The sequence below is a fragment of the Eubacterium sp. F2 genome, assembly GCF_046244355.1.
GTDB lineage: Bacteria > Bacillota > Clostridia > Peptostreptococcales > Anaerovoracaceae > Aminicella.
Genome location: NZ_CP176393.1, coordinates 604,581 through 623,283 on the forward strand (window position 1 = coordinate 604,581; position 18,703 = coordinate 623,283).

Sequence of the window (18,703 nt, forward strand, 5' to 3'; positions counted from 1 at the left end):
TAGGAAACTACTACCATCTGAAGTGAGCAAACGCCTTGTTTGCCTCTGCCATCTTATGAGTATCTTCTTTTCTCTTTACGGTTGCTCCGGTGTTGTTAGAAGCATCGATGAGTTCCTTAGCCAGTCTCTCTGCCATAGTTCTCTCGCCTCTTGCTCTTGTGAACATCGTGAGCCATCTCAGAGCCAGTGTCTGTCTTCTTGCAGGTCTTACCTCTACAGGAACCTGATAGTTCGCACCACCGACTCTTCTAGCCTTAACTTCAAGTACAGGCATGATGTTGTTCATAGCCTTCTCAAATACTTCCAGCGGCTCCTCGCCTGTCTGCTCCTTGATCTGATCAAATGCGCCGTAAACGATCTTCTGAGCGGTGCTCTTCTTTCCGTCGAGCATGATGCTGTTGATCAGCTTGGAAACTACGACATTGCCATAAACTGGATCTGGAAGCACTTCACGCTTTGGTGTTTTACCTTTCCTTGGCACTTCTCTTCCTCCCTTATCTGCGTTTCTCCCGGACAAAATCCGACTGTCCAAGAGGTCCGCTGTACAATTACAGCTTCATATTGCACTTCTTCTCTTCACCCTTTATCGGAGAGCTTACGCTCAGCATAGAGGATTACTCTGAACAGCCCGGCAATAAAATAAAATGTGACTGCCCAGTCTGACGGGGGTACTCGACACCGGTTCCCGCGTTAGCGGACGCGGTGCCGCGGTGCTCAATATATTGCAAATAATGCCTATATATTCCGAGCACAACAATCCCGATTACTCGAAATAGATTTCTTACTTTTTCTTAGGTCTCTTGACGCCGTACTTAGAACGAGCCTTGTTTCTGTCAGCTACACCGGCAGTATCGAGAGTTCCTCTGATGATGTGGTATCTTACACCAGGGAGGTCCTTAACTCTTCCGCCTCTGATCAGTACCACGCTGTGCTCCTGCAGGTTGTGGCCGATTCCAGGGATGTAGGCTGAAACCTCAATGCCGTTCGTAAGACGTACTCTGGCAACTTTTCTAAGAGCGGAATTCGGCTTCTTAGGTGTAACCGTCTTTACTGACGTGCAGACGCCTCTCTTCTGTGGTGAGTTGTTGTCTGTGAACTCACGCTTCAGGGAATTCATTCCCTTACCGAGAGCCGGTGCACCAGACTTCTTGACGGAACTGTGTCTGCCCTGACGTACTAACTGGTTAATTGTAGGCATTATTTTCTCCTTTCCTGAGTAATTTGGTATATGGGACCGGATACAGATTCATGCGCCTCCGCACAGCGAATTTACATTTCTCTGATCTGTCCAGACAGTCAAAGCGACTCTGAAGCGTACTTCAGAGTCATCGAGACTGAACCAATCATAAGTGTATCACAAGCATTTTCTTTTTGCAACTGACAAAAATCAATTCACAAGGAAAAATTTGGAAACTACGAAAAAAGGAGACTCTCCGCATTCGCCTTCCTGCTGAATGTGGAAAATCTCCTTCTTGATTATCTCAATCTCTTGCAGAACCGTTTCCGGTTCCGCGGCGTAAAAACGCCTTTACTTTACCGTTACGGCAACCTTGGCTCTGACGCCGTTGGTGCCCAGAACATAAACATTGCACTTTCCGGCCCTCTTAGCCTTTACGATTCCTGTGCTGGAAACGCTGATGTTCTTTCCGTCCTTGATGTAAACGTAACGGAACATTGCCGCGTGACCCTTCTGCAGAATCGCGCAGTTCGAGTAAACGCCCTTTACCGACGGCTGAATGCGGTAAGTCTTTCCAACCTTCAGAGTGACAGCGTTCTTATTTACACTGACCTTCTTTACGTTGGTGTAGCTTACGCGTTTTCTCATGAGGTTTCCGGCAATCGAATGAACGGACAGGCTCTTCTTTACGACCTTTTTCTTTCCATTCTTAATCTGGTATGCCGCGACATAATACTTATACGCCACGCCCTTCTTCAGTCCGGACTGCTTATACACTCTCGGCGCGGAAGCCTTCACATCTGCCACCTTCTTGAAGTGATAGGTCTTCTTCGGTGTGTTGCAGTTTGCTTCATAGACGTAGTATCCGTCCACATTGGTCAGCGGCGTCCAGGTAACCGTCTGGCGGCTGCTTCCATTTGCAATGGCTTTCGGCAGCAGAATTCCTGTTACCTTCTTAGCCGTCTGCGGCTTTACATTCTTGTTCCACTTTGCGTAGATGTGGATGTCTCCGGTAACCGGCTTGCTGAAGTCGAACGGAATCGTGCATTCCGGATCGGAATACCACCCGTCGAACGTATATCCCGGGCGAACCGGATCCTGAGCCGGCTTCTCTACCTTGCCCTGGTCATCCACAGTGATCTTGGTGGTTGTCTCCGGCTTATCCGTGGTCGGGTTATCCTCATGGATCGTGACCTCATGCTTCTGCGGCTGCTGCGGCTCCGTCGGCGTGGACGGGACATACGGGGTCGGGTTGCTGACCTTGAAACTGTAGGAAATCTGTTTTGGTTTATCTTTTCCAAAGTCTCCTGCAAGATTATCCGCGCCAGCACTGCTCTGCTGTCCCGCAAAATAGAAGAAATTACGGAAATACGTCCCTTCTGGAAACATGGTTGGATTCATCTGTACAGCCAGATCACTAAAACCAGAAACCGTTCCACGGATATGTTTGACACCTTCTGCCGCATCTTTCGCAATATCTAATCCCATAATATCGATGCTGACAGATCCGTCATTTTTATTTACCGCGTCATTCAGAGCTTTACGATATTCCGACAAATTTTGTGACTTTGCACTGTCTACGCCAACCTTTATGACTAACTTACCTGTCTTATTTTCTGTCTGCTCACTTTCTCTAAGCGGATTGTACCTTACCTCTTTAACCTTAAGGATCCCGGACGGGTCATGAAGTGTGATATTATTAGCAGATATTTTACTTGCTTCAACTCCTTTAGGAATATCCAAGGTGAATACCATCTCTTCATCTGAGGACGTATTCGCATTTATCGTAAAAAATGGTTGTGGAGACATGGAGTATGATATACCTTCAAATATCCACGTATTCATATACCGCGCAAACCATGGTGCATTGACGGAGAAATTCAGCCCGATATTCGTGTCTCCCGGCGCACAGGCATCTTCATTTTTATCGATACGCCTAAGATCTCCATTTACCTGAAGAGCCTTTGTCTTGTCATCCATTTCATTTTCATTCAGCGAGGAATAGTTGCCAGCTTCTGGATCCAGATTTAAATACGCCTTATTCAAATCATTAACAGCTTGTTTCAATTGGTCATTTGCTCCCTGAGGTGCTATACCTTTCGTAACAGCCTGAAAATATTGCCTTTCTTTTGAATATCCAGCATCATATCCAAAATTGTGCGTGTTTCCTTGATCGTCAGTAATTGTCACTGAATCCCACCAGGCTGAACGCCATGTATCCATTGCGTTCGGATTCTCATCGATTCCGTTTGCATGCAACTGATAACTTACGCGATCCAAAGCTTGATTAAAGGGTTCGTTAACCATTGTAGTCGGAAGATCAGATGGAGCAGCAACATTCTGACCATCAATTGTACGCGCTGTGAGGTCTGCCCAGTAATCATTCTGTATGGTCTCTGCAACCTTTGCATCAACAGACGAGGCGGAATCCCCAGTATTGTTACTATCATCAGCAGCAAATACTGGAAGCATCATGGCCGCCGCCATTGCTGCAGACAGACCAAGAATTCCGATTTTCTTCATTACATTCTTCATTTTAATTCTTCGCCTGCCTTTAATTAAAATGTCCAAGTGGTATCTGGGGAAGTAATATTAACGATTGGATCCGCTACCGGATGTTTTCCATTCTTATATAACTTGCAAGATCCGCTTCCCGTAACGCTTCCACTTGTTAAACTGCCGGAAACAGGAATCGTAACCTGGATCGGATGCGCTTGCCTACCGTCTTTCAGTTCATTCTCAACATGTGTGAAAAACTCAGCGTAATCCCACCAGCTGCCTAAGTAGAAAGTGAAGGTTAGGGTATTCTTATTATCATTTTTAACTGTAATATTACTAATTGTTGAAGTACTTTTTACTGAATAAGTAACCTTATTATCATCAACAGTTACTCCCTCCGGGAACTTAACCGTATACGTAAATACCGGAAAGCCGCTGTTCTCACCATACATGACAATGTGCGTATAGTAGCTGGAGAAAAGATCGTGCTTATAATGATCCTGATATTCTTTATCTGCCTCATTAAATAAATCTGTGGCGTCTACATTTAAGCTGATCTGATTATTTTCTTTGCTATAGGTAATTGCGCTCGGGTTAACTTTGATAGTTCCTGTTAACCTCCGTTCATTTAAAATACCCGAGGTTTTAAAAGTTCCTGTGATTTTCTCCGCTGGATCTGAATTTGTCTGCGCAAACACCGCGGAAGAAGACAGCAGAAATACCGCTGCAACGGACAGGGCCAGCACCAGGCACAGCAGCACCCTTGCCGGCTTGCGTCTTACTGAAGACATAACATACTCCTTTCTGAAACATTCAGATGCGTCACGTCCTGCCTTCCATCGCAGTAATAATTTCTGCCGATTGAAGAAATCTGATTCAAGATATAAAACGGCCCCCCCCAATTTGCCTGAAATTCAGCCGTTTCTGGAGGAAGGCCAGTTCATGATGATCTTATTAAAATTAGCTCACGTACGGAAATCCGTACGTTCTATATACAATAGTATTACGAAGTCAGTATAAATTCAACCATTATTAACAAAAATTAAGAGTCACTCCTTGCGCCTGTTTTTTGTCGAATGGGGATGCATCCGCCTCTGAAAGTAAAAAACGCGCAGCCTGCAGCTCATGGAAATCCACGAACTGCCTGCTGCGCGGTCTGTTTATTCATATGGAAGGGAAAACGGATGGCTGTTTCTCCTTATTTCAGCGGCGAATTACTCCTGCTCGCTTCCGGATTCCTCGTGCGTCTCTGCCGCGGCCGGCTCGGACGAAGCGGCTGCTGTTTCCGGAGCATCTGCACCTTCTGCCGGTTCTCCGCTTGCCACGGAATCAAAGGTTGTATCGACATGGAATTCACGGACCTTATCGCCCTTCTCAGAAGAACGATCCGCCTTCTCGGAGGCGCCTCCGCTCTTATTGAAGGAATTCATGTAATTGGTGTTCTCTCCGTAGTCGACCTGAATGTCGCGGTATCTGCGCATTCCGGTTCCGGCCGGGATGAGTTTTCCGATGATTACATTCTCCTTCAGGCCTTCCAGATGGTCGGTCTTTCCCTTGATTGCGGCATCGGTCAGGACACGGGTTGTCTCCTGGAAGGATGCGGCAGACAGGAAGGAGTTGGTTGCCAGGGATGCCTTGGTGATTCCCAGAAGCATTCTCTTATATTCAGCAGGATGTTCTGTATTAGCGTTCGCTTCTTCGATCTCGCTGATGCTGTACATGCTGCCCGGCAGGAGGTCGGTGTCGCCCGGATCCTCTACACGGTACTTGGAAAGCATCTGGCTGACGATGATCTCGATGTGCTTATCGTTGATATCTACACCCTGGTTCCTGTATACGCGCTGGCACTCACGGAGCAGGTAGTCGTAAACGCCCTCGACGCCGCAGTATTTGTAAATGTCATGCGGATTCAGAGGTCCTGCAGTCAGGTTGTGTCCGGCCTGTACACGGTCGCCAACCTTGACGACGATTCTCGCGCCGTAAGGAACGATGTATTTTTTCTCGAGTTCGCCCTTCTCATCCGGCTCGTCACAGTCAACGATGATCTCAGACTTATTGTCCGTTCTCGGGTTGATCTCGCGAACGACTCCGTCTGCCTCGCAGATCTCGGCAAGTCCCTTAGGCTTACGTGCCTCGAACAGCTCCTCTACTCTCGGAAGACCCTGAGTGATGTCGCTTCCGGCAACTCCGCCGGAGTGGAAGGTTCTCATGGTCAGCTGAGTACCAGGCTCTCCGATGGACTGTGCGGCGATGATTCCGACAGCCTCTCCGATGTTAACCTCATGACGGGTCGCCAGGTTTCTGCCATAGCATTTTGCGCAGACTCCGCTCTTGCTCTTGCAGGTCATGACGGATCTGATCTTGACTTCCTTGATTCCGGAATCCTCGATCTCGTGTGCCTGCTCATCGGAAATTTCTTCGTTACGGTGAACGATGATCTCTCCGGTCTGCGGATGCTTGACGTCCTCTGCCGCTGTTCTTCCGGCGATACGGTCGAACAGGGTCTCCAGAACTTCCTTACCGTCAATGAAGGCGCGGACGACAACGCCGTCGGTTGTTCCGCAGTCCATCTCGCGGACGATCATATTATGGGAGACATCAACCAGACGTCTGGTCAGATAACCAGAGTCGGCTGTACGCAGCGCGGTGTCGGCCAGTCCCTTTCTCGCTCCGTTGGAGGAAATGAAGTACTCCAGGATGGACAGACCTTCACGGAAGTTCGCCTTGATAGGAATTTCTACGGTTTTACCGGTAGCTGTACCCATCAGTCCACGCATTCCGCCGATCTGACGAATCTGGTTCTTACTGCCTCGCGCACCGGATGTCGCCATGATATTCAGGTTGTTGTTCGGTGCCAGAGAATCCATCAGGGCGTCAGCAACATCGTCTGTCGCCTTGTTCCAGATGGCTTCCTGCTTATCCCAGCGCTCAGAGTTGGACATAAGTCCGCGTCTGTAAGCCTTCTCGTATTTATCAACTTCCTTCTGCGCAGCATTGACGATTTCCCACTTATTATCCGGAATCTTCATGTCGTCGATACCGATGGTAATCGCAGCCAGCGTAGAATATTTATATCCCATTGCCTTGATGTAGTCAAGCATCAGGACAGTGCCGGTATTCTCATGTGCACGGAAGCATTTGTCGATGATTGCTCCCAGCTGTTTCTTTCCGCACAGGAAGTCAACTTCCAGGGAGTATGGATCCTTGGAGCGGTCGATGAATCCCAGATCCTGCGGAATTCCTCTGTTGTACAGGAATCTTCCGACGGTGGATTCAACCAGAGCGCCTCTGGTATCCTTATCATCTTTATACATTCTGACCTTGACCTTGGCGTGAATGTCCACAACGTGGTTCTGGAAGGCCATGATCATCTCGTTCAGGTCGGTGAAGACCTTTCCGTCTCCCTTTTCCTGTACTCTCTTGAATCCGTTGTCACGGTTGTACTTTGCCTTTTCCGGATCGTTGAACTCGTCGAGAGAGTACTCGATATGCTCCTTGCCGTCCTCGTCGCGGACAGTTTTTGTCGCATCTCCAGGATAGGTCAAATAGTACGCACCAAGGATCATATCCTGGGTCGGCGTCGTAATCGGAGATCCGTCCTTCGGTGCCAGAATGTTGTTGACAGACAACATCAGGAATCTCGCCTCTGCCTGTGCTTCAGCGGTCAGCGGTACGTGGATCGCCATCTGGTCTCCGTCGAAGTCCGCGTTGAATGGTGTGCAGACCAGCGGATGGAGCTTGATGGCCTTTCCTTCAACCAGAACTGGCTCAAACGCCTGAATTCCCAGTCTGTGCAGCGTCGGGGCACGGTTCAGCATAACCGGATGCTCCTTGATGACGTCTTCGAGGACATCCCAGACTTTCGGATCGCCCTTCTCGACCATCTTTTTCGCATTCTTAATGTTGGTTGCGTAGTTCTTCTCATTCAGCTCTTTCATGATGAAAGGCTTGAACAGTTCCAGCGCCATTGTCTTAGGAACTCCGCACTGGTAGAATTTCAGCTCTGGTCCTACGACGATTACGGAACGTCCGGAATAGTCGACACGCTTTCCGAGCAGGTTCTGTCTGAAACGTCCCTGTTTTCCTTTCAGCAGGTCGGACAGTGACTTCAGCGCACGTCCGCCAGGTCCTGTTACAGGCTTTCCTCTTCTGCCGTTATCAATCAGAGAGTCAACTGCTTCCTGCAGCATTCTCTTCTCGTTTCTGACGATGATGTCCGGAGCGCCGAGTTCAAGCAGACGCTTCAGACGGTTGTTTCTGTTGATGACTCTTCTGTAGAGATCATTCAGGTCAGACGTTGCGAAACGTCCTCCGTCGAGCTGTACCATCGGGCGCAGGTCTGGCGGAATTACCGGAACGACTTCCAGAACCATCCACTCTGGGCGGTTTCCGGAAAGACGCAGGGCCTCTACGACTTCCAGTCTTCTGATGATCTTGACCTTTTTCTGACCGGATGCTGTGCTCAGCTCAGCACGCAGCTTCTTTGACAGGTCATCCAGATCGATTTTTTCCAGCAGCTCACGGATGGCCTCCGCTCCCATGCCGGCGCGGAACTTCATGCCCGCGTCTTTCAGGTCACGGTACTGCTGCTCGGAGATGATCTGCTTTTCAACCAGACCGGTCTGGCTCTCATCGCCCGGATCCAGGACAACGTATGCCGCAAAGTACAGAACACGTTCCAGGTTTCTCGGGGTGATGTCCAGAATCAGACCCATTCTGGATGGAATTCCCTTGAAGTACCAGATATGGGACACTGGCGCAGCCAGCTTGATATGTCCCATTCTCTCTCTTCTTACTTTCGCTTTTGTGACCTCTACACCGCAGCGGTCGCAGACAATTCCCTTGTATCTGATGCGCTTGTACTTTCCGCAGTGGCACTCCCAGTCCTTAATCGGTCCGAAAATCCTTTCGCAGAAAAGGCCATCTTTTTCCGGTTTGAGAGTTCTGTAATTGATTGTTTCCGGCTTTGTTACTTCTCCGTGAGACCACTCCAGGATCTTGTCCGTAGATGCCAGTCTGATCTGAAGGGAGTCAAAATTATTCGATTCAATGTATCCGCTATTTTCAGCCACAGATGTACTCTCCTTTCCTACTGCTCGTCATCTGACGGTTCTGCATCAGCATGAGCCTCTGTGTCCGCCGTATCTGCATTATTCCCGGCGTCCGTTTTTTCCTCGCTGAATCCATGATGCATCAGTCCGCTTTCGCTCTCTCTTGAGTTCATGCGGATGACACTCTCATATCCGCTCGGAGTATCGTCATCGATCTGTTCTTTCAGTTCGATTTCCTCTCCATTATCGTCCAGTACACGGACATCCAGAGCCAGACTCTGCAGTTCCTTGATCAGAACCTTGAAAGACTCCGGAATACCCGGTTCAGGGATATTCTGGCCTTTGACGATTGCTTCGTATGTCTTGACACGTCCAACGATATCATCTGACTTGACGGTCAGGATTTCCTGAAGTGTATATGCAGCACCGTATGCTTCCAGTGCCCATACCTCCATCTCTCCGAAACGCTGGCCTCCGAACTGTGCTTTTCCGCCCAGCGGCTGCTGCGTTACCAGGGAGTACGGACCCGTACTTCTCGCATGGATCTTATCATCAACCATGTGATGCAGTTTCAGCATGTACATGTATCCGACCGTTACCGGATTTGCAAAGTACTCACCAGTTCTTCCGTCACGCAGACGCAGTTTTCCGTTTTCCGGATATCCGCTCTTTACGAGCAGCTCTCTGATGTCGCTCTCCTTGGCACCATCAAATACCGGAGTGGCAACATACCAGTTCTGCTTCTTCGCAGCGAGACCCAGATGAACTTCCAGGACCTGTCCTACATTCATTCGGGACGGTACACCCAGCGGATTCAGCATGATCTGCAGCGGTGTTCCGTCTTCCAGGAACGGCATATCCTCTTCCGGCAGAATTCTGGAAACAACACCCTTGTTTCCGTGACGTCCGGACATCTTGTCTCCAACCTGAATCTTTCTCTTGGACGCGATATATACACGAACAAGCTTGGTTACTCCAGGCGGCAGTTCATCGCCGTTCGCTCTTGTGAAGACACGAACCTGTACGACGATTCCGTGTTCACCATGAGGAACACGCAGGGAAGTATCTCTGACTTCTCTTGCCTTCTCACCGAAGATGGCGCGGAGCAGTCGCTCTTCTGCGCTCAGGTCATTTTCACCCTTCGGTGTGACTTTTCCTACCAGAATATCCGTAGAATCGACTTCTGCGCCGACACGGATAATTCCTTCCTCGTCCAGATCCTTCAGAGCGTCATCGCCGACGTTCGGAATATCTCTGGTAATTTCTTCCGGTCCGAGCTTGGTATCTCTCGCTTCGGACTCATATTCTACGATATGAATAGATGTCAGGACATCATTCATGATCAGTTTCTCGTTCAGGATAACCGCGTCCTCGTAGTTGTATCCTTCCCAGGTCATGAATCCTACCAGCAGATTCTTTCCGAGGGAAATTTCTCCCATATTGGTGGAAGGTCCGTCTGCAATGACTTCTCCTTCTTCAATATGCTCGCCGTGGCTTACGATCGGACGCTGGTTGATGCAGGCTCCCTGGTTGGAACGCTTGAACTTCAGCATCGTGTACTCATCCTGGCCCTTGGCATCATCTCTTGCGATAACAATGTTATCCGCATCAACGAATTCAACAGTTCCGGAATGCTTTGCCAGAATGACGGCTCCGGAATCTCTCGCTGCCTTGTACTCCATTCCTGTTCCGATATACGGTGCTTCCGTAACCATCAGCGGAACCGCCTGACGCTGCATGTTGGATCCCATCAGCGCACGGTTCGCGTCGTCGTTTTCCAGGAAAGGAATCATCGCAGAAGCGACGGATACAACCTGCTTCGGAGATACATCCATCATATCCACGGATGTTTTCTTGAACAGGGAAATTTCTCCGCCGACACCACGTCCGGCAACTTCATCATTGATGAAATATCCGTCATCGTCCAGCGGCTCGTTGGCGTTGGCGATGATCAGCCGCTCTTCTTCATCGGCAGTGACATAGCGGACTTCATCCGTTACTCTGCCGTGCTCTTTATCTACAATACGGTACGGAGTCTCGATGAATCCATACTTATTGACTACTCCATAAATGGTCAGAGATCCGATCAGACCGATGTTCGGGCCTTCTGGGGTCTCAATCGGGCACATTCTTCCATAATGAGAATGGTGAATGTCTCGTACTTCCAGTCCTGCACGCTCTCTGGACAGTCCGCCAGGTCCCAGGGCTGACAGTCTTCTTCTGTGTGTCAGCTCAGACAGCGGGTTGTTCTGGGCCATGAACTGAGACAGCTGGGAACTTCCGAAGAACTCCTTGATTGCTGCCGTTACCGGACGGATATTGATCAGGGCCTGCGGTGTCGTTACATCGATATCCTGAATGGACATTCTCTCTCTGACAACACGCTCCATTCTTGCCAGTCCGATACGGAACTGGTTCTGCAGCAGTTCGCCGACCGTACGCAGTCTTCTGTTTCCCAGATGGTCGATGTCGTCTGTGCTTCCGATTCCGTAGTTCAGGTTCAGAATGTAGCTGACAGAAGCGATGACATCGGCAAGGATGATGTGCTTAGGAGAAAGCTCATCCTTTCTCTCACGGATGCGGTTCTTCAGTTCCTGATCATCCAGATCCTCCTTCAGGATTTCCTTCAGGACCGGATAGTAAACCTTATCCTGCATCTTCAGGTCAGTCAGATCAATGTCTCTGCCCTCGAGATACTTGTTAATATCAACGAAACGGTTTCCGATGACCTTTGTACGGATGGTATCATCGGTCTTTCCGACAACCATAACAAAGTCGACACCGGCATCTTCAATGGTCATCGCCATTTCTCTGGAGATGGTGTCTCCGCTGGAGACCAGAATCTCTCCCGTGTTCGGGTCAATTACATCCTGTGCGGCAACCGCGTTTTCCAGTCTGTCGTGAATACCAAGCTTCTTATTATATTTATATCTTCCTACATGAGAAAGATCGTATCTTTTCGAATCGTAAAAGAGTGAATTCAGAAGAGATCTTGCGCTCTCCACTGTCGGCGGCTCACCCGGACGGAGCTTTTTATACAGTTCCTTCAGAGCGCTCTCTGTGTCCGTCGTCGTGTCCTTCTCGAAGGTCTTCATCAGACGCTCATCCGCGCCGAAAATGCTGAGGATCTCCTCATTGCTGCCGATTCCAAGCGCACGGAGCAGGATGGTCAGCGGCTGCTTTCTGGTACGGTCAACACGAACGTAGATAATTCCGTTAGAGTCTGTGTCATACTCGATCCAGGCACCTCTGTTCGGGATGATCTGGGAAGCGTACAGCTTCTGGTTGGACTTATCTGTCTCTACACTGTAGTATGGTCCCGGTGAACGTACGAGCTGTGTAACGATAACACGTTCAGCACCGTTATAAATGAATGTTCCGCGCTCTGTCATCAGAGGGAAATCACCCATGAACACTTCCTGTTCCTTGACTTCGCCCGTCTCCCTGTTTACGAGGCGGACCTTGACTTTCAGCGGAGCTGCATATGTCACGTCTCTCTCCTTACACTCCTCCTGGTCATATTTCGGAGGATCGTTCAGAGAGTAATCAATGAAGTCCAGGCTGAGTTTGCCGGCATAGTCGCTGATCGGCGAAATGTCTTCAAAAACCTCCTGAAGCCCTTCCTTGAGGAACCATTCGTAGGACTTTGTCTGAATGTCCACCAGGTTTGGCATAGGCAAGACTTCTTTGATTTTTCCGAATGACATACGTGTTTTTCTACCAACTTTAATTGGCTTTGGCATTACTATCACTCCTTACAATCTATCTCTTAGTACTCGCATGGCAGTCTAATATTATACAATAGAAGCGTCAAAACTGCAATAGCCCGGCGCGAATTTCTTCCACATATTGTAAAATTTATGTGGACAGATTTTTGCATGCAGCGGGGAAGCAGACGTTAAACGCCGTGCTTTTTCACGGTTTCCGGCTCCTGCCGGCATTTTTATCCCTTGCCGGGTGTGTTTTGTCTGCAGACAGACTGCATGCGAGGGAGCGGACAAAACTGACGCGCAAGAAAAAAGAACTGCACCCGATCTGTGATCCGATACAGTTCCTTATTTCAGACATGATACCGATACAGAACCTATTCAATTTCCGGTTAGCTATACTCTGCAGCTGCAGAATCCAGCCGGACGGGAATTTAACGTATTCCGTATCGCTTTGCTGACGTCGCTATTTCTACAAAGAGCCGCGATTACTTGAACTCTACTGTAGCGCCGACTTCCTCGAGCTTAGCCTTGATGTCGTCAGCCTCAGCCTTCTCAACGCCTTCCTTGACGTTGGACGGAGCTCCGTCTACCAGAGCCTTAGCGTCCTTCAGGCCAAGTCCTGTGATCTCACGAACAGCCTTGATGACCTTAATCTTCTGGTCACCGATCTCCTTCAGAACTACTGTGAATTCTGTCTGCTCGTCAGCACCGCCCTCAGCACCTGCTGCTGCAACAGCAACCGGAGCAGCTGCGGATACACCAAACTCTTCTTCGCATGCTTTTACGAGCTCGTTCAGCTCGAGTACGGACATTCCTTTGATGGCTTCAATGATCTGATCCTTATCCATTTTCGTTTCCTTTCTGAATGATTACGCGGCACAGCTTACGCTGCCGCTTCTATAATGCTTACTGATATTCCGATATTCAGTTGAACTACTCTGCCGGTGCAGCCTCTGCAGCCGGAGCGTCTCCGCCCTCCTGCTTTGCGTCTGCAATTGCAGCCAGTGTTCTGACAAACTTTCCAACCGGGCTCTGAATGCTTCCCAGGAATTTTGCCAGGAGTTCTTCTCTGGAAGGAATGCTTGCAATCTGCTCGATACCTTCCTTATCGTAGAACTGACCCTCTACAACACCGGACTTGAACTCCATCTTGTTGAACTTCTTGATGGAAGCCTTCAGAATTCTTGCCGGAGCAGTAGCGTCAGTCTTACTGATCGCAATAGCGCTCGGTCCCTTCAGAGAGTCAGCGAGAGGAGCAAACTCTGTTCCTTCAATAGCTCTCTTCATCAGCGTATTCTTATATACGCCGTAATCGATGTCAGCTTCACGGAGACTCTTTCTCATCTCGTTAGCTTCAGCAACAGTCGTGCCCATGTAGTCGATAACTACTGCAGACTGAGCTCCATCAAGTTTTTCCTTGATTTCATCGATGACCGCCTGTTTCTGCTTCTTTGCTTCTTCAGACATCGCTTCTCCTTTCTGTAACCGAAACGAGTTCGATTCACGAATGTGGTACTCAATAAAACAGCCCCGCTGTGCGAGCGAGGCCAATACGTTTATATATCGTACCTCGGCGGGAAATTAAGCCTTTACGCAGGCACCCGCTGTCTCAGGTGATTAATTCCAATTTTATGTCTGCATGCATCTTCCGCACGGTTATTTCCGTGTTTCACGACACACGCTGTTAAAACAGCCTTTCTCAGTTAGCCGAGAACTGCCGGATTAACCTTTACTCCAGGGCCCATCGTCGGTGTTACTGTAACACTTCTGAGGTACTGTCCCTTTGCAGATGATGGTTTAGCCTTTACGATTGCTGCCATCAGAGCGTCAAAGTTCTGCTGGAGCTTCTCCGGGCCGAAGGACTTCTTTCCGATTACTGTGTGGATAATGTTCTGCTTATCCAGACGGTACTCAACTTTTCCGGCTTTAATCTCAGCCAGTGCCTTCTCCAGATCCATCGTAACTGTACCAGACTTCGGGTTCGGCATCAGACCCTTAGGTCCGAGCAGACGTCCCAGACGTCCTACAACGCCCATCATATCAGGTGTTGCTACTACGACATCGAAGTCAAACCAGTTTTCCTGCTGGATTTTCTGTGCAAGCTCTTCCGCACCGACATAGTCAGCTCCGGCTTTTTCTGCTTCTTCAGCCTTAGGGCCTTTAGCAAATACCAGAACCTTTACTTCCTTACCGGTTCCATTCGGAAGAACGATTGCGCCTCTGACCTGCTGGTCAGCGTGTCTTCCATCAACGCCCAGCTTGATGTGAGCTTCGATGGTCTCATCAAATTTTGCCTTACCAACTTCTGTGACAACCTTCATTGCCTCAGCCGGATCGTAAAGCTTGGACTTGTCGAAGGATTCGACAGCGTCTCTGTAATTCTTTCCGTGTTTAGCCATTTTTTCCTCCTCGTGGTTCAGACGAGCAGATGCTCAGCTCCACTCTCCCACAATGTGTTATTCTTCTACTGTGATGCCCATGCTGCGAGCAGTACCCTTGATCATAGATGTAGCAGCTTCGAGGCTTGCTGCATTCAGATCCGGCATCTTGGTCTTAGCGATCTCCTGAACCTGCTCAAGAGTAACCGTAGCAACCTTCTTCTTATTCGGCTCACCAGAAGCTGTATCAATGCCAGCTGCCTTCTTCAGAAGTACTGCTGCCGGCGGAGTCTTGGTGACGAATGTGAAAGATCTGTCCGCATAAACGGTGATTACTACAGGAATAACCATTCCCGGCTGGTCCTGAGTCTTGGCATTGAACTGCTTGCAGAAGTCCATAATGTTGACTCCGTGCTGTCCTAATGCAGGTCCTACAGGAGGCGCTGGGTTCGCCTTTCCGGCTTCAATCTGGAGTTTAATATAACCCTCGATTTTCTTTGCCATAAATCGTGTCCTCCTTCCCTACTGTATTTTTTCCACCTGATCGAACTCAAGCTCGACAGGGGTATCTCTACCGAACATTGAAATGCGTACGGTCATGACCTGCTTTTCCGGGCTGATGTCGAGAATCTCACCCATGAAACTCTCGAACGGTCCGTTGATTACACGTACCTGATCTCCGACTTCAACATCCAGATCGATATCTATCTTCTCGATTCCCATGCGTGCCACTTCTTCCGGCGTCAGAGGAATCGGTTCAGATCCATGTCCTACGAATCCGGTAACGCCCTGCGTGTTTCGCACGAGATACCAGGATTCATTGGTAACGACCATCTTAACGATCACATATCCAGGAAACATTTTTCTGGTTTTGACTTTTCTCTGGCCGTCCTTTACTTCAACAACGCTTTCTGTCGGTACTCGAACGTCCATAATCAGGTCCTGCAGGTTTCTGTTTTCGACCATTTTCAGGAGGCTGTCCTTCACCTTATTCTCATGTCCGGAATAAACATGAACGACATACCATTTTGCCTGTCCATCGCCGCGGACACCCTCACCCTCGAGCGGGGAGACGATGTTTCCTGTATTTTTCATCTCTGTGTCTGACATCTGATGTACCTTCTTTTTACTCTTTTACTGGTGTGCAAGAAACGCGATTGATTAACCGAGCGTAACACCGAGCGCTGCCTTAAGAGCAGTCAGCCAGCCGGTGTCGATCAGCCAGAATCCCAGCGCGAAAAGCGCACACGTAGCGATTACAACTACAGTGTAGCTGCCGAGTTCCTTGCGTGTCGGCCATACGACCTTGCTCATCTCACGTTTTACACCCTTCCAGTAATCACGACGGGAGTGCGGATTCTTCTTGCGTGCGGCACGCTCGCGGTTAGCGCGGGCAGCAGCCTTATGACGCTCTTCCTTGATCTCCTCTTTCGTGACTTCTTTCGGTTTCTGATTCTTTTTCTTATTCGACATTTCTGTGCCTCTTAATTACTTGGTCTCCTTATGAACTGTCTCTTTCTTGCAGAACGGGCAGTACTTCTTCAGCTCCATACGATCAGGATTGTTCTTCTTATTCTTCATCGTGTTGTAGTTTCTCTGCTTGCACTCTGTGCATGCCAATGTTACCTTTACTCTCATTACCTCGGCCTCCGTTTTTTAACTAAAATTCAGAGCCGGGTTTCCAGCTCTGCAATAATTTCTCATAAAGTCACTTATTAACTATACAATGCAAGTTCGTCAATGTCAACCATTTTTTTACATCAAAAAGTAAATTATTTCCAGCGGATTTTACACGATCCGCCTCTTCCTCACCTGTTTTCTGCGTCAGAAAGCCTGGGGCAGCAGAGGCGGTATTCCCTTACCGCTGCAGGCTGCGGGGGGATTTTGTCAGAGGCGCTAACGCGCCTCTTCCAGCTTCTCGATCTTCTTCACAGCCTTATTCACGCTCTTCTTGCTCGGCCGCATCGCGTAAACCTGATAGTTTCCGGTGGAGTAGCACTGGGTGAACTCGCCTGTTCCGTCCATGCCCTGTTTCTTGATGGTCCAGTGGTAGCCGCCTTTCAGCTGCATGCGGATGAGGCTGCTGATCTCTCCCTGGGACATGTTAATCCGGATGTAGTTTCTGCTGGCATCCAGGATGCTTGAATAATGGGTCAGCAGGGTCTTGCTGCTGGTTACCTTCTTGATCATGGCTTCCATAACCTTGGCCTGGTCCCGGTTCCGCTGCAGGTCGCCGTCCTCGAATGCGTGGCGCTCTCTTGCGAAAGCCAGTGCCTGCGCGCCGTTCAGGTGGTTCTTTCCCTTCTTGAACTCGAAGTAGCGCTGTCCGTGTGTGACAAATGCCTGTTTGGAATAGACGTCTACGCCGCCGACCGCGTTGATCACCTGTCTTACGGTCGAATAATTTACCTTTACATAATAGTTCATATCCAGTCCGGTCAGGTCTTCAACGGATTCCAGCGTCTGCTGAATACCGTAGATCCCCGTATGGGTCAGCTTGTCTTCCACATTGTCCTTCTCCGTCAGGCGGATGATGTAATCGCGCGGAATGGACGTCAGCAGGATGGTGTGGGTTCTCGGATTTACGGTGACGATCATATTTACGTCGGAGCGCGAGACCGTATCGATATTTCCTGACGTATCCAGGCCGCTCAGATAGATATTGAACGGTGTCGTCGTTACGGATACATTCTTAGACAGATCCGCCGTGGATGCCTTGACCTTGATCTTTTTCAGGATCCTGGTCTTTTTCTTGAACGAGCTGTCCTTCTCCGCAATGCCAGAATAATGGCCGGCACTGAGCAGGGCCGCGCTGTCATTGTCATCTTCAAGCTTGTTTCCGATCTTTTTCAGGCTTGACTTGTAAATGTAACTGGCATCCGCATAGGACTGCAGCTTCTTTTTCGCCGCCGCGTCGCCGCTGCCCGCCTTGGAATACAGCATGACATCGCTTCCGTCCAGATCGCTGATCGTCACATAGTCACTGTCTTTATTTACAACAACATAGTATTCCTGCGTCTGCGTCGTTAACGTTGTGGTGACTGAGGACAGGAACTGCGAGGTTTTATCCATATTGCGGACCGCATACACGCCGCTCGCTGCAATTACGACAGACAAAATAAAACTGATCACTCTCCGCGACTTTTTAAACGCGCGGAAGAACATCGGAATAAACAGCAAGAGGCCGACGACCACAACAGCGGTAACGATTCCGGCAAGCCATTTCCCCGGAAGCAGTCCGAATCCCAGCACGGTTTTTCCCGTCCAGGCCAGTACGCCCGCAAAAACAACCGCCCAGACCCGGATGATCCAGAACATCGGAGAATGATCCTGTCTCTTCTTATGCGCTCTTCTCTGCGCACGGTCAGAATGCCGGCCGTCTGCGCTGCCGGTAGACTTCATCCGTTCCGCTTCTGGTGAACGGGAAATTCTCGGATTTCCAGAGTCCTGAGATGCGTATTTCTGCGCCCGGCGCGCCGAGGCATGGCCGCGGCCTGACGCAGAACGCGATTTCTTCTTCTCCTGCTCCTGCCGCTGCCTGTCCATCTCGTGCGCATGCGCCTCGGCCGCTTTTCTTCTGCGGTCGATTTCCTGCCTGCGCCGGATGGCTTCTTCTCTCAGCTGATCTGCATTCTTTTTCTGCTGATCCGACATTATGATCTCCTATCTGAATTCCGGATACTGCGGAAAATCCGCGTATCCGATACATTTCTGTTCCCCGCGCCGGCCAGTGCCGGCATGTATACATTACCATTCCTTGGAAAAGTTAACTACTGAATTATATCAACATGAAGATACAGTTTCAATAAGTGACACAGAAACAACATTCTTAAAAAATATTAACGGCATGCCAGACAGAAAGCTTTTCTCCCGGACAGACATCAGCCC

Annotated in this window: 14 protein-coding genes and 1 other annotated feature; all 14 genes read right to left on the reverse strand. The window is 49.4% G+C overall.

Going from position 1 to position 18,703, the window contains the following annotated elements; genetic code table 11:
* Nucleotides 1-10: 10 nt before the first annotated feature.
* On the reverse strand, nucleotides 11-481 hold the full coding sequence (gene rpsG / locus ACI77B_RS02480) for a 30S ribosomal protein S7 (protein WP_178264306.1): 471 nt from the start codon (nucleotides 479-481) through the stop codon (nucleotides 11-13).
* Between the two features lie 300 nt (nucleotides 482-781).
* Nucleotides 782-1,198: a 30S ribosomal protein S12 gene (gene rpsL, locus ACI77B_RS02485; protein WP_178264305.1), complete on the reverse strand. Its 417-nt coding sequence runs from the start codon at nucleotides 1,196-1,198 to the stop codon at nucleotides 782-784.
* A 330-nt stretch (nucleotides 1,199-1,528) separates the two neighbouring features.
* Nucleotides 1,529-3,712, reverse strand: a complete 2,184-nt coding sequence (locus ACI77B_RS02490; protein WP_409337217.1) for an InlB B-repeat-containing protein — start codon at nucleotides 3,710-3,712, stop codon at nucleotides 1,529-1,531.
* A gap of 23 nt (nucleotides 3,713-3,735) precedes the next feature.
* The gene (locus ACI77B_RS02495) at nucleotides 3,736-4,467 is read right to left on the reverse strand and encodes a hypothetical protein (RefSeq protein WP_409337218.1); all 732 of its coding nucleotides are present in this window, start codon (nucleotides 4,465-4,467) and stop codon (nucleotides 3,736-3,738) included.
* A gap of 423 nt (nucleotides 4,468-4,890) precedes the next feature.
* Nucleotides 4,891-8,727: a DNA-directed RNA polymerase subunit beta' gene (gene rpoC, locus ACI77B_RS02500; protein WP_409337686.1), complete on the reverse strand. Its 3,837-nt coding sequence runs from the start codon at nucleotides 8,725-8,727 to the stop codon at nucleotides 4,891-4,893.
* A 38-nt stretch (nucleotides 8,728-8,765) separates the two neighbouring features.
* Complete coding sequence (locus ACI77B_RS02505; RefSeq protein ID WP_409337219.1) at nucleotides 8,766-12,470, reverse strand: DNA-directed RNA polymerase subunit beta; 3,705 nt, start codon at nucleotides 12,468-12,470, stop codon at nucleotides 8,766-8,768.
* A 452-nt stretch (nucleotides 12,471-12,922) separates the two neighbouring features.
* Nucleotides 12,923-13,285, reverse strand: a complete 363-nt coding sequence (gene rplL, locus ACI77B_RS02510; protein WP_178263671.1) for a 50S ribosomal protein L7/L12 — start codon at nucleotides 13,283-13,285, stop codon at nucleotides 12,923-12,925.
* A gap of 85 nt (nucleotides 13,286-13,370) precedes the next feature.
* A complete protein-coding gene (rplJ, locus tag ACI77B_RS02515; protein WP_409337220.1) occupies nucleotides 13,371-13,904 on the reverse strand; it encodes a 50S ribosomal protein L10 in 534 nt (177 codons plus the stop codon).
* A gap of 45 nt (nucleotides 13,905-13,949) precedes the next feature.
* Nucleotides 13,950-14,069: a sequence feature (ribosomal protein L10 leader region), on the reverse strand.
* Between the two features lie 71 nt (nucleotides 14,070-14,140).
* The gene (gene rplA, locus ACI77B_RS02520) at nucleotides 14,141-14,836 is read right to left on the reverse strand and encodes a 50S ribosomal protein L1 (protein ID WP_178263673.1); all 696 of its coding nucleotides are present in this window, start codon (nucleotides 14,834-14,836) and stop codon (nucleotides 14,141-14,143) included.
* 57 nt (nucleotides 14,837-14,893) lie between these two features.
* The gene (rplK, locus tag ACI77B_RS02525; RefSeq protein WP_409337221.1) at nucleotides 14,894-15,319 is read right to left on the reverse strand and encodes a 50S ribosomal protein L11; all 426 of its coding nucleotides are present in this window, start codon (nucleotides 15,317-15,319) and stop codon (nucleotides 14,894-14,896) included.
* An 18-nt stretch (nucleotides 15,320-15,337) separates the two neighbouring features.
* On the reverse strand, nucleotides 15,338-15,910 hold the full coding sequence (gene nusG, locus ACI77B_RS02530; RefSeq protein ID WP_409337687.1) for a transcription termination/antitermination protein NusG: 573 nt from the start codon (nucleotides 15,908-15,910) through the stop codon (nucleotides 15,338-15,340).
* Between the two features lie 66 nt (nucleotides 15,911-15,976).
* A complete protein-coding gene (gene secE, locus ACI77B_RS02535) occupies nucleotides 15,977-16,288 on the reverse strand; it encodes a preprotein translocase subunit SecE (protein ID WP_409337222.1) in 312 nt (103 codons plus the stop codon).
* A 15-nt stretch (nucleotides 16,289-16,303) separates the two neighbouring features.
* Complete coding sequence (gene rpmG, locus ACI77B_RS02540) at nucleotides 16,304-16,453, reverse strand: 50S ribosomal protein L33 (protein WP_178263677.1); 150 nt, start codon at nucleotides 16,451-16,453, stop codon at nucleotides 16,304-16,306.
* Between the two features lie 258 nt (nucleotides 16,454-16,711).
* Nucleotides 16,712-18,469: an LCP family protein gene (locus ACI77B_RS02545; protein ID WP_409337223.1), complete on the reverse strand. Its 1,758-nt coding sequence runs from the start codon at nucleotides 18,467-18,469 to the stop codon at nucleotides 16,712-16,714.
* Nucleotides 18,470-18,703: the final 234 nt, after the last annotated feature.

Bases quoted from the DNA above. Each gene is read 5' to 3' on its own strand.
- rpsL (WP_178264305.1), bottom strand. From the start codon at position 1,198: ATGCCTACAATTAACCAGTTAGTACGTCAGGGCAGACACAGTTCCGTC.
- ACI77B_RS02490 (WP_409337217.1), bottom strand. From the start codon at position 3,712: ATGAAGAATGTAATGAAGAAAATCGGAATTCTTGGTCTGTCTGCAGCA.
- ACI77B_RS02495 (WP_409337218.1), bottom strand. From the start codon at position 4,467: ATGTCTTCAGTAAGACGCAAGCCGGCAAGGGTGCTGCTGTGCCTGGTG.
- ACI77B_RS02505 (WP_409337219.1), bottom strand. From the start codon at position 12,470: ATGCCAAAGCCAATTAAAGTTGGTAGAAAAACACGTATGTCATTCGGA.
- rplL (WP_178263671.1), bottom strand. From the start codon at position 13,285: ATGGATAAGGATCAGATCATTGAAGCCATCAAAGGAATGTCCGTACTC.
- rplJ (WP_409337220.1), bottom strand. From the start codon at position 13,904: ATGTCTGAAGAAGCAAAGAAGCAGAAACAGGCGGTCATCGATGAAATC.
- rplA (WP_178263673.1), bottom strand. From the start codon at position 14,836: ATGGCTAAACACGGAAAGAATTACAGAGACGCTGTCGAATCCTTCGAC.
- rplK (WP_409337221.1), bottom strand. From the start codon at position 15,319: ATGGCAAAGAAAATCGAGGGTTATATTAAACTCCAGATTGAAGCCGGA.
- nusG (WP_409337687.1), bottom strand. From the start codon at position 15,910: ATGAAAAATACAGGAAACATCGTCTCCCCGCTCGAGGGTGAGGGTGTC.
- secE (WP_409337222.1), bottom strand. From the start codon at position 16,288: ATGTCGAATAAGAAAAAGAATCAGAAACCGAAAGAAGTCACGAAAGAG.
- rpmG (WP_178263677.1), bottom strand. From the start codon at position 16,453: ATGAGAGTAAAGGTAACATTGGCATGCACAGAGTGCAAGCAGAGAAAC.
- ACI77B_RS02545 (WP_409337223.1), bottom strand. From the start codon at position 18,469: ATGTCGGATCAGCAGAAAAAGAATGCAGATCAGCTGAGAGAAGAAGCC.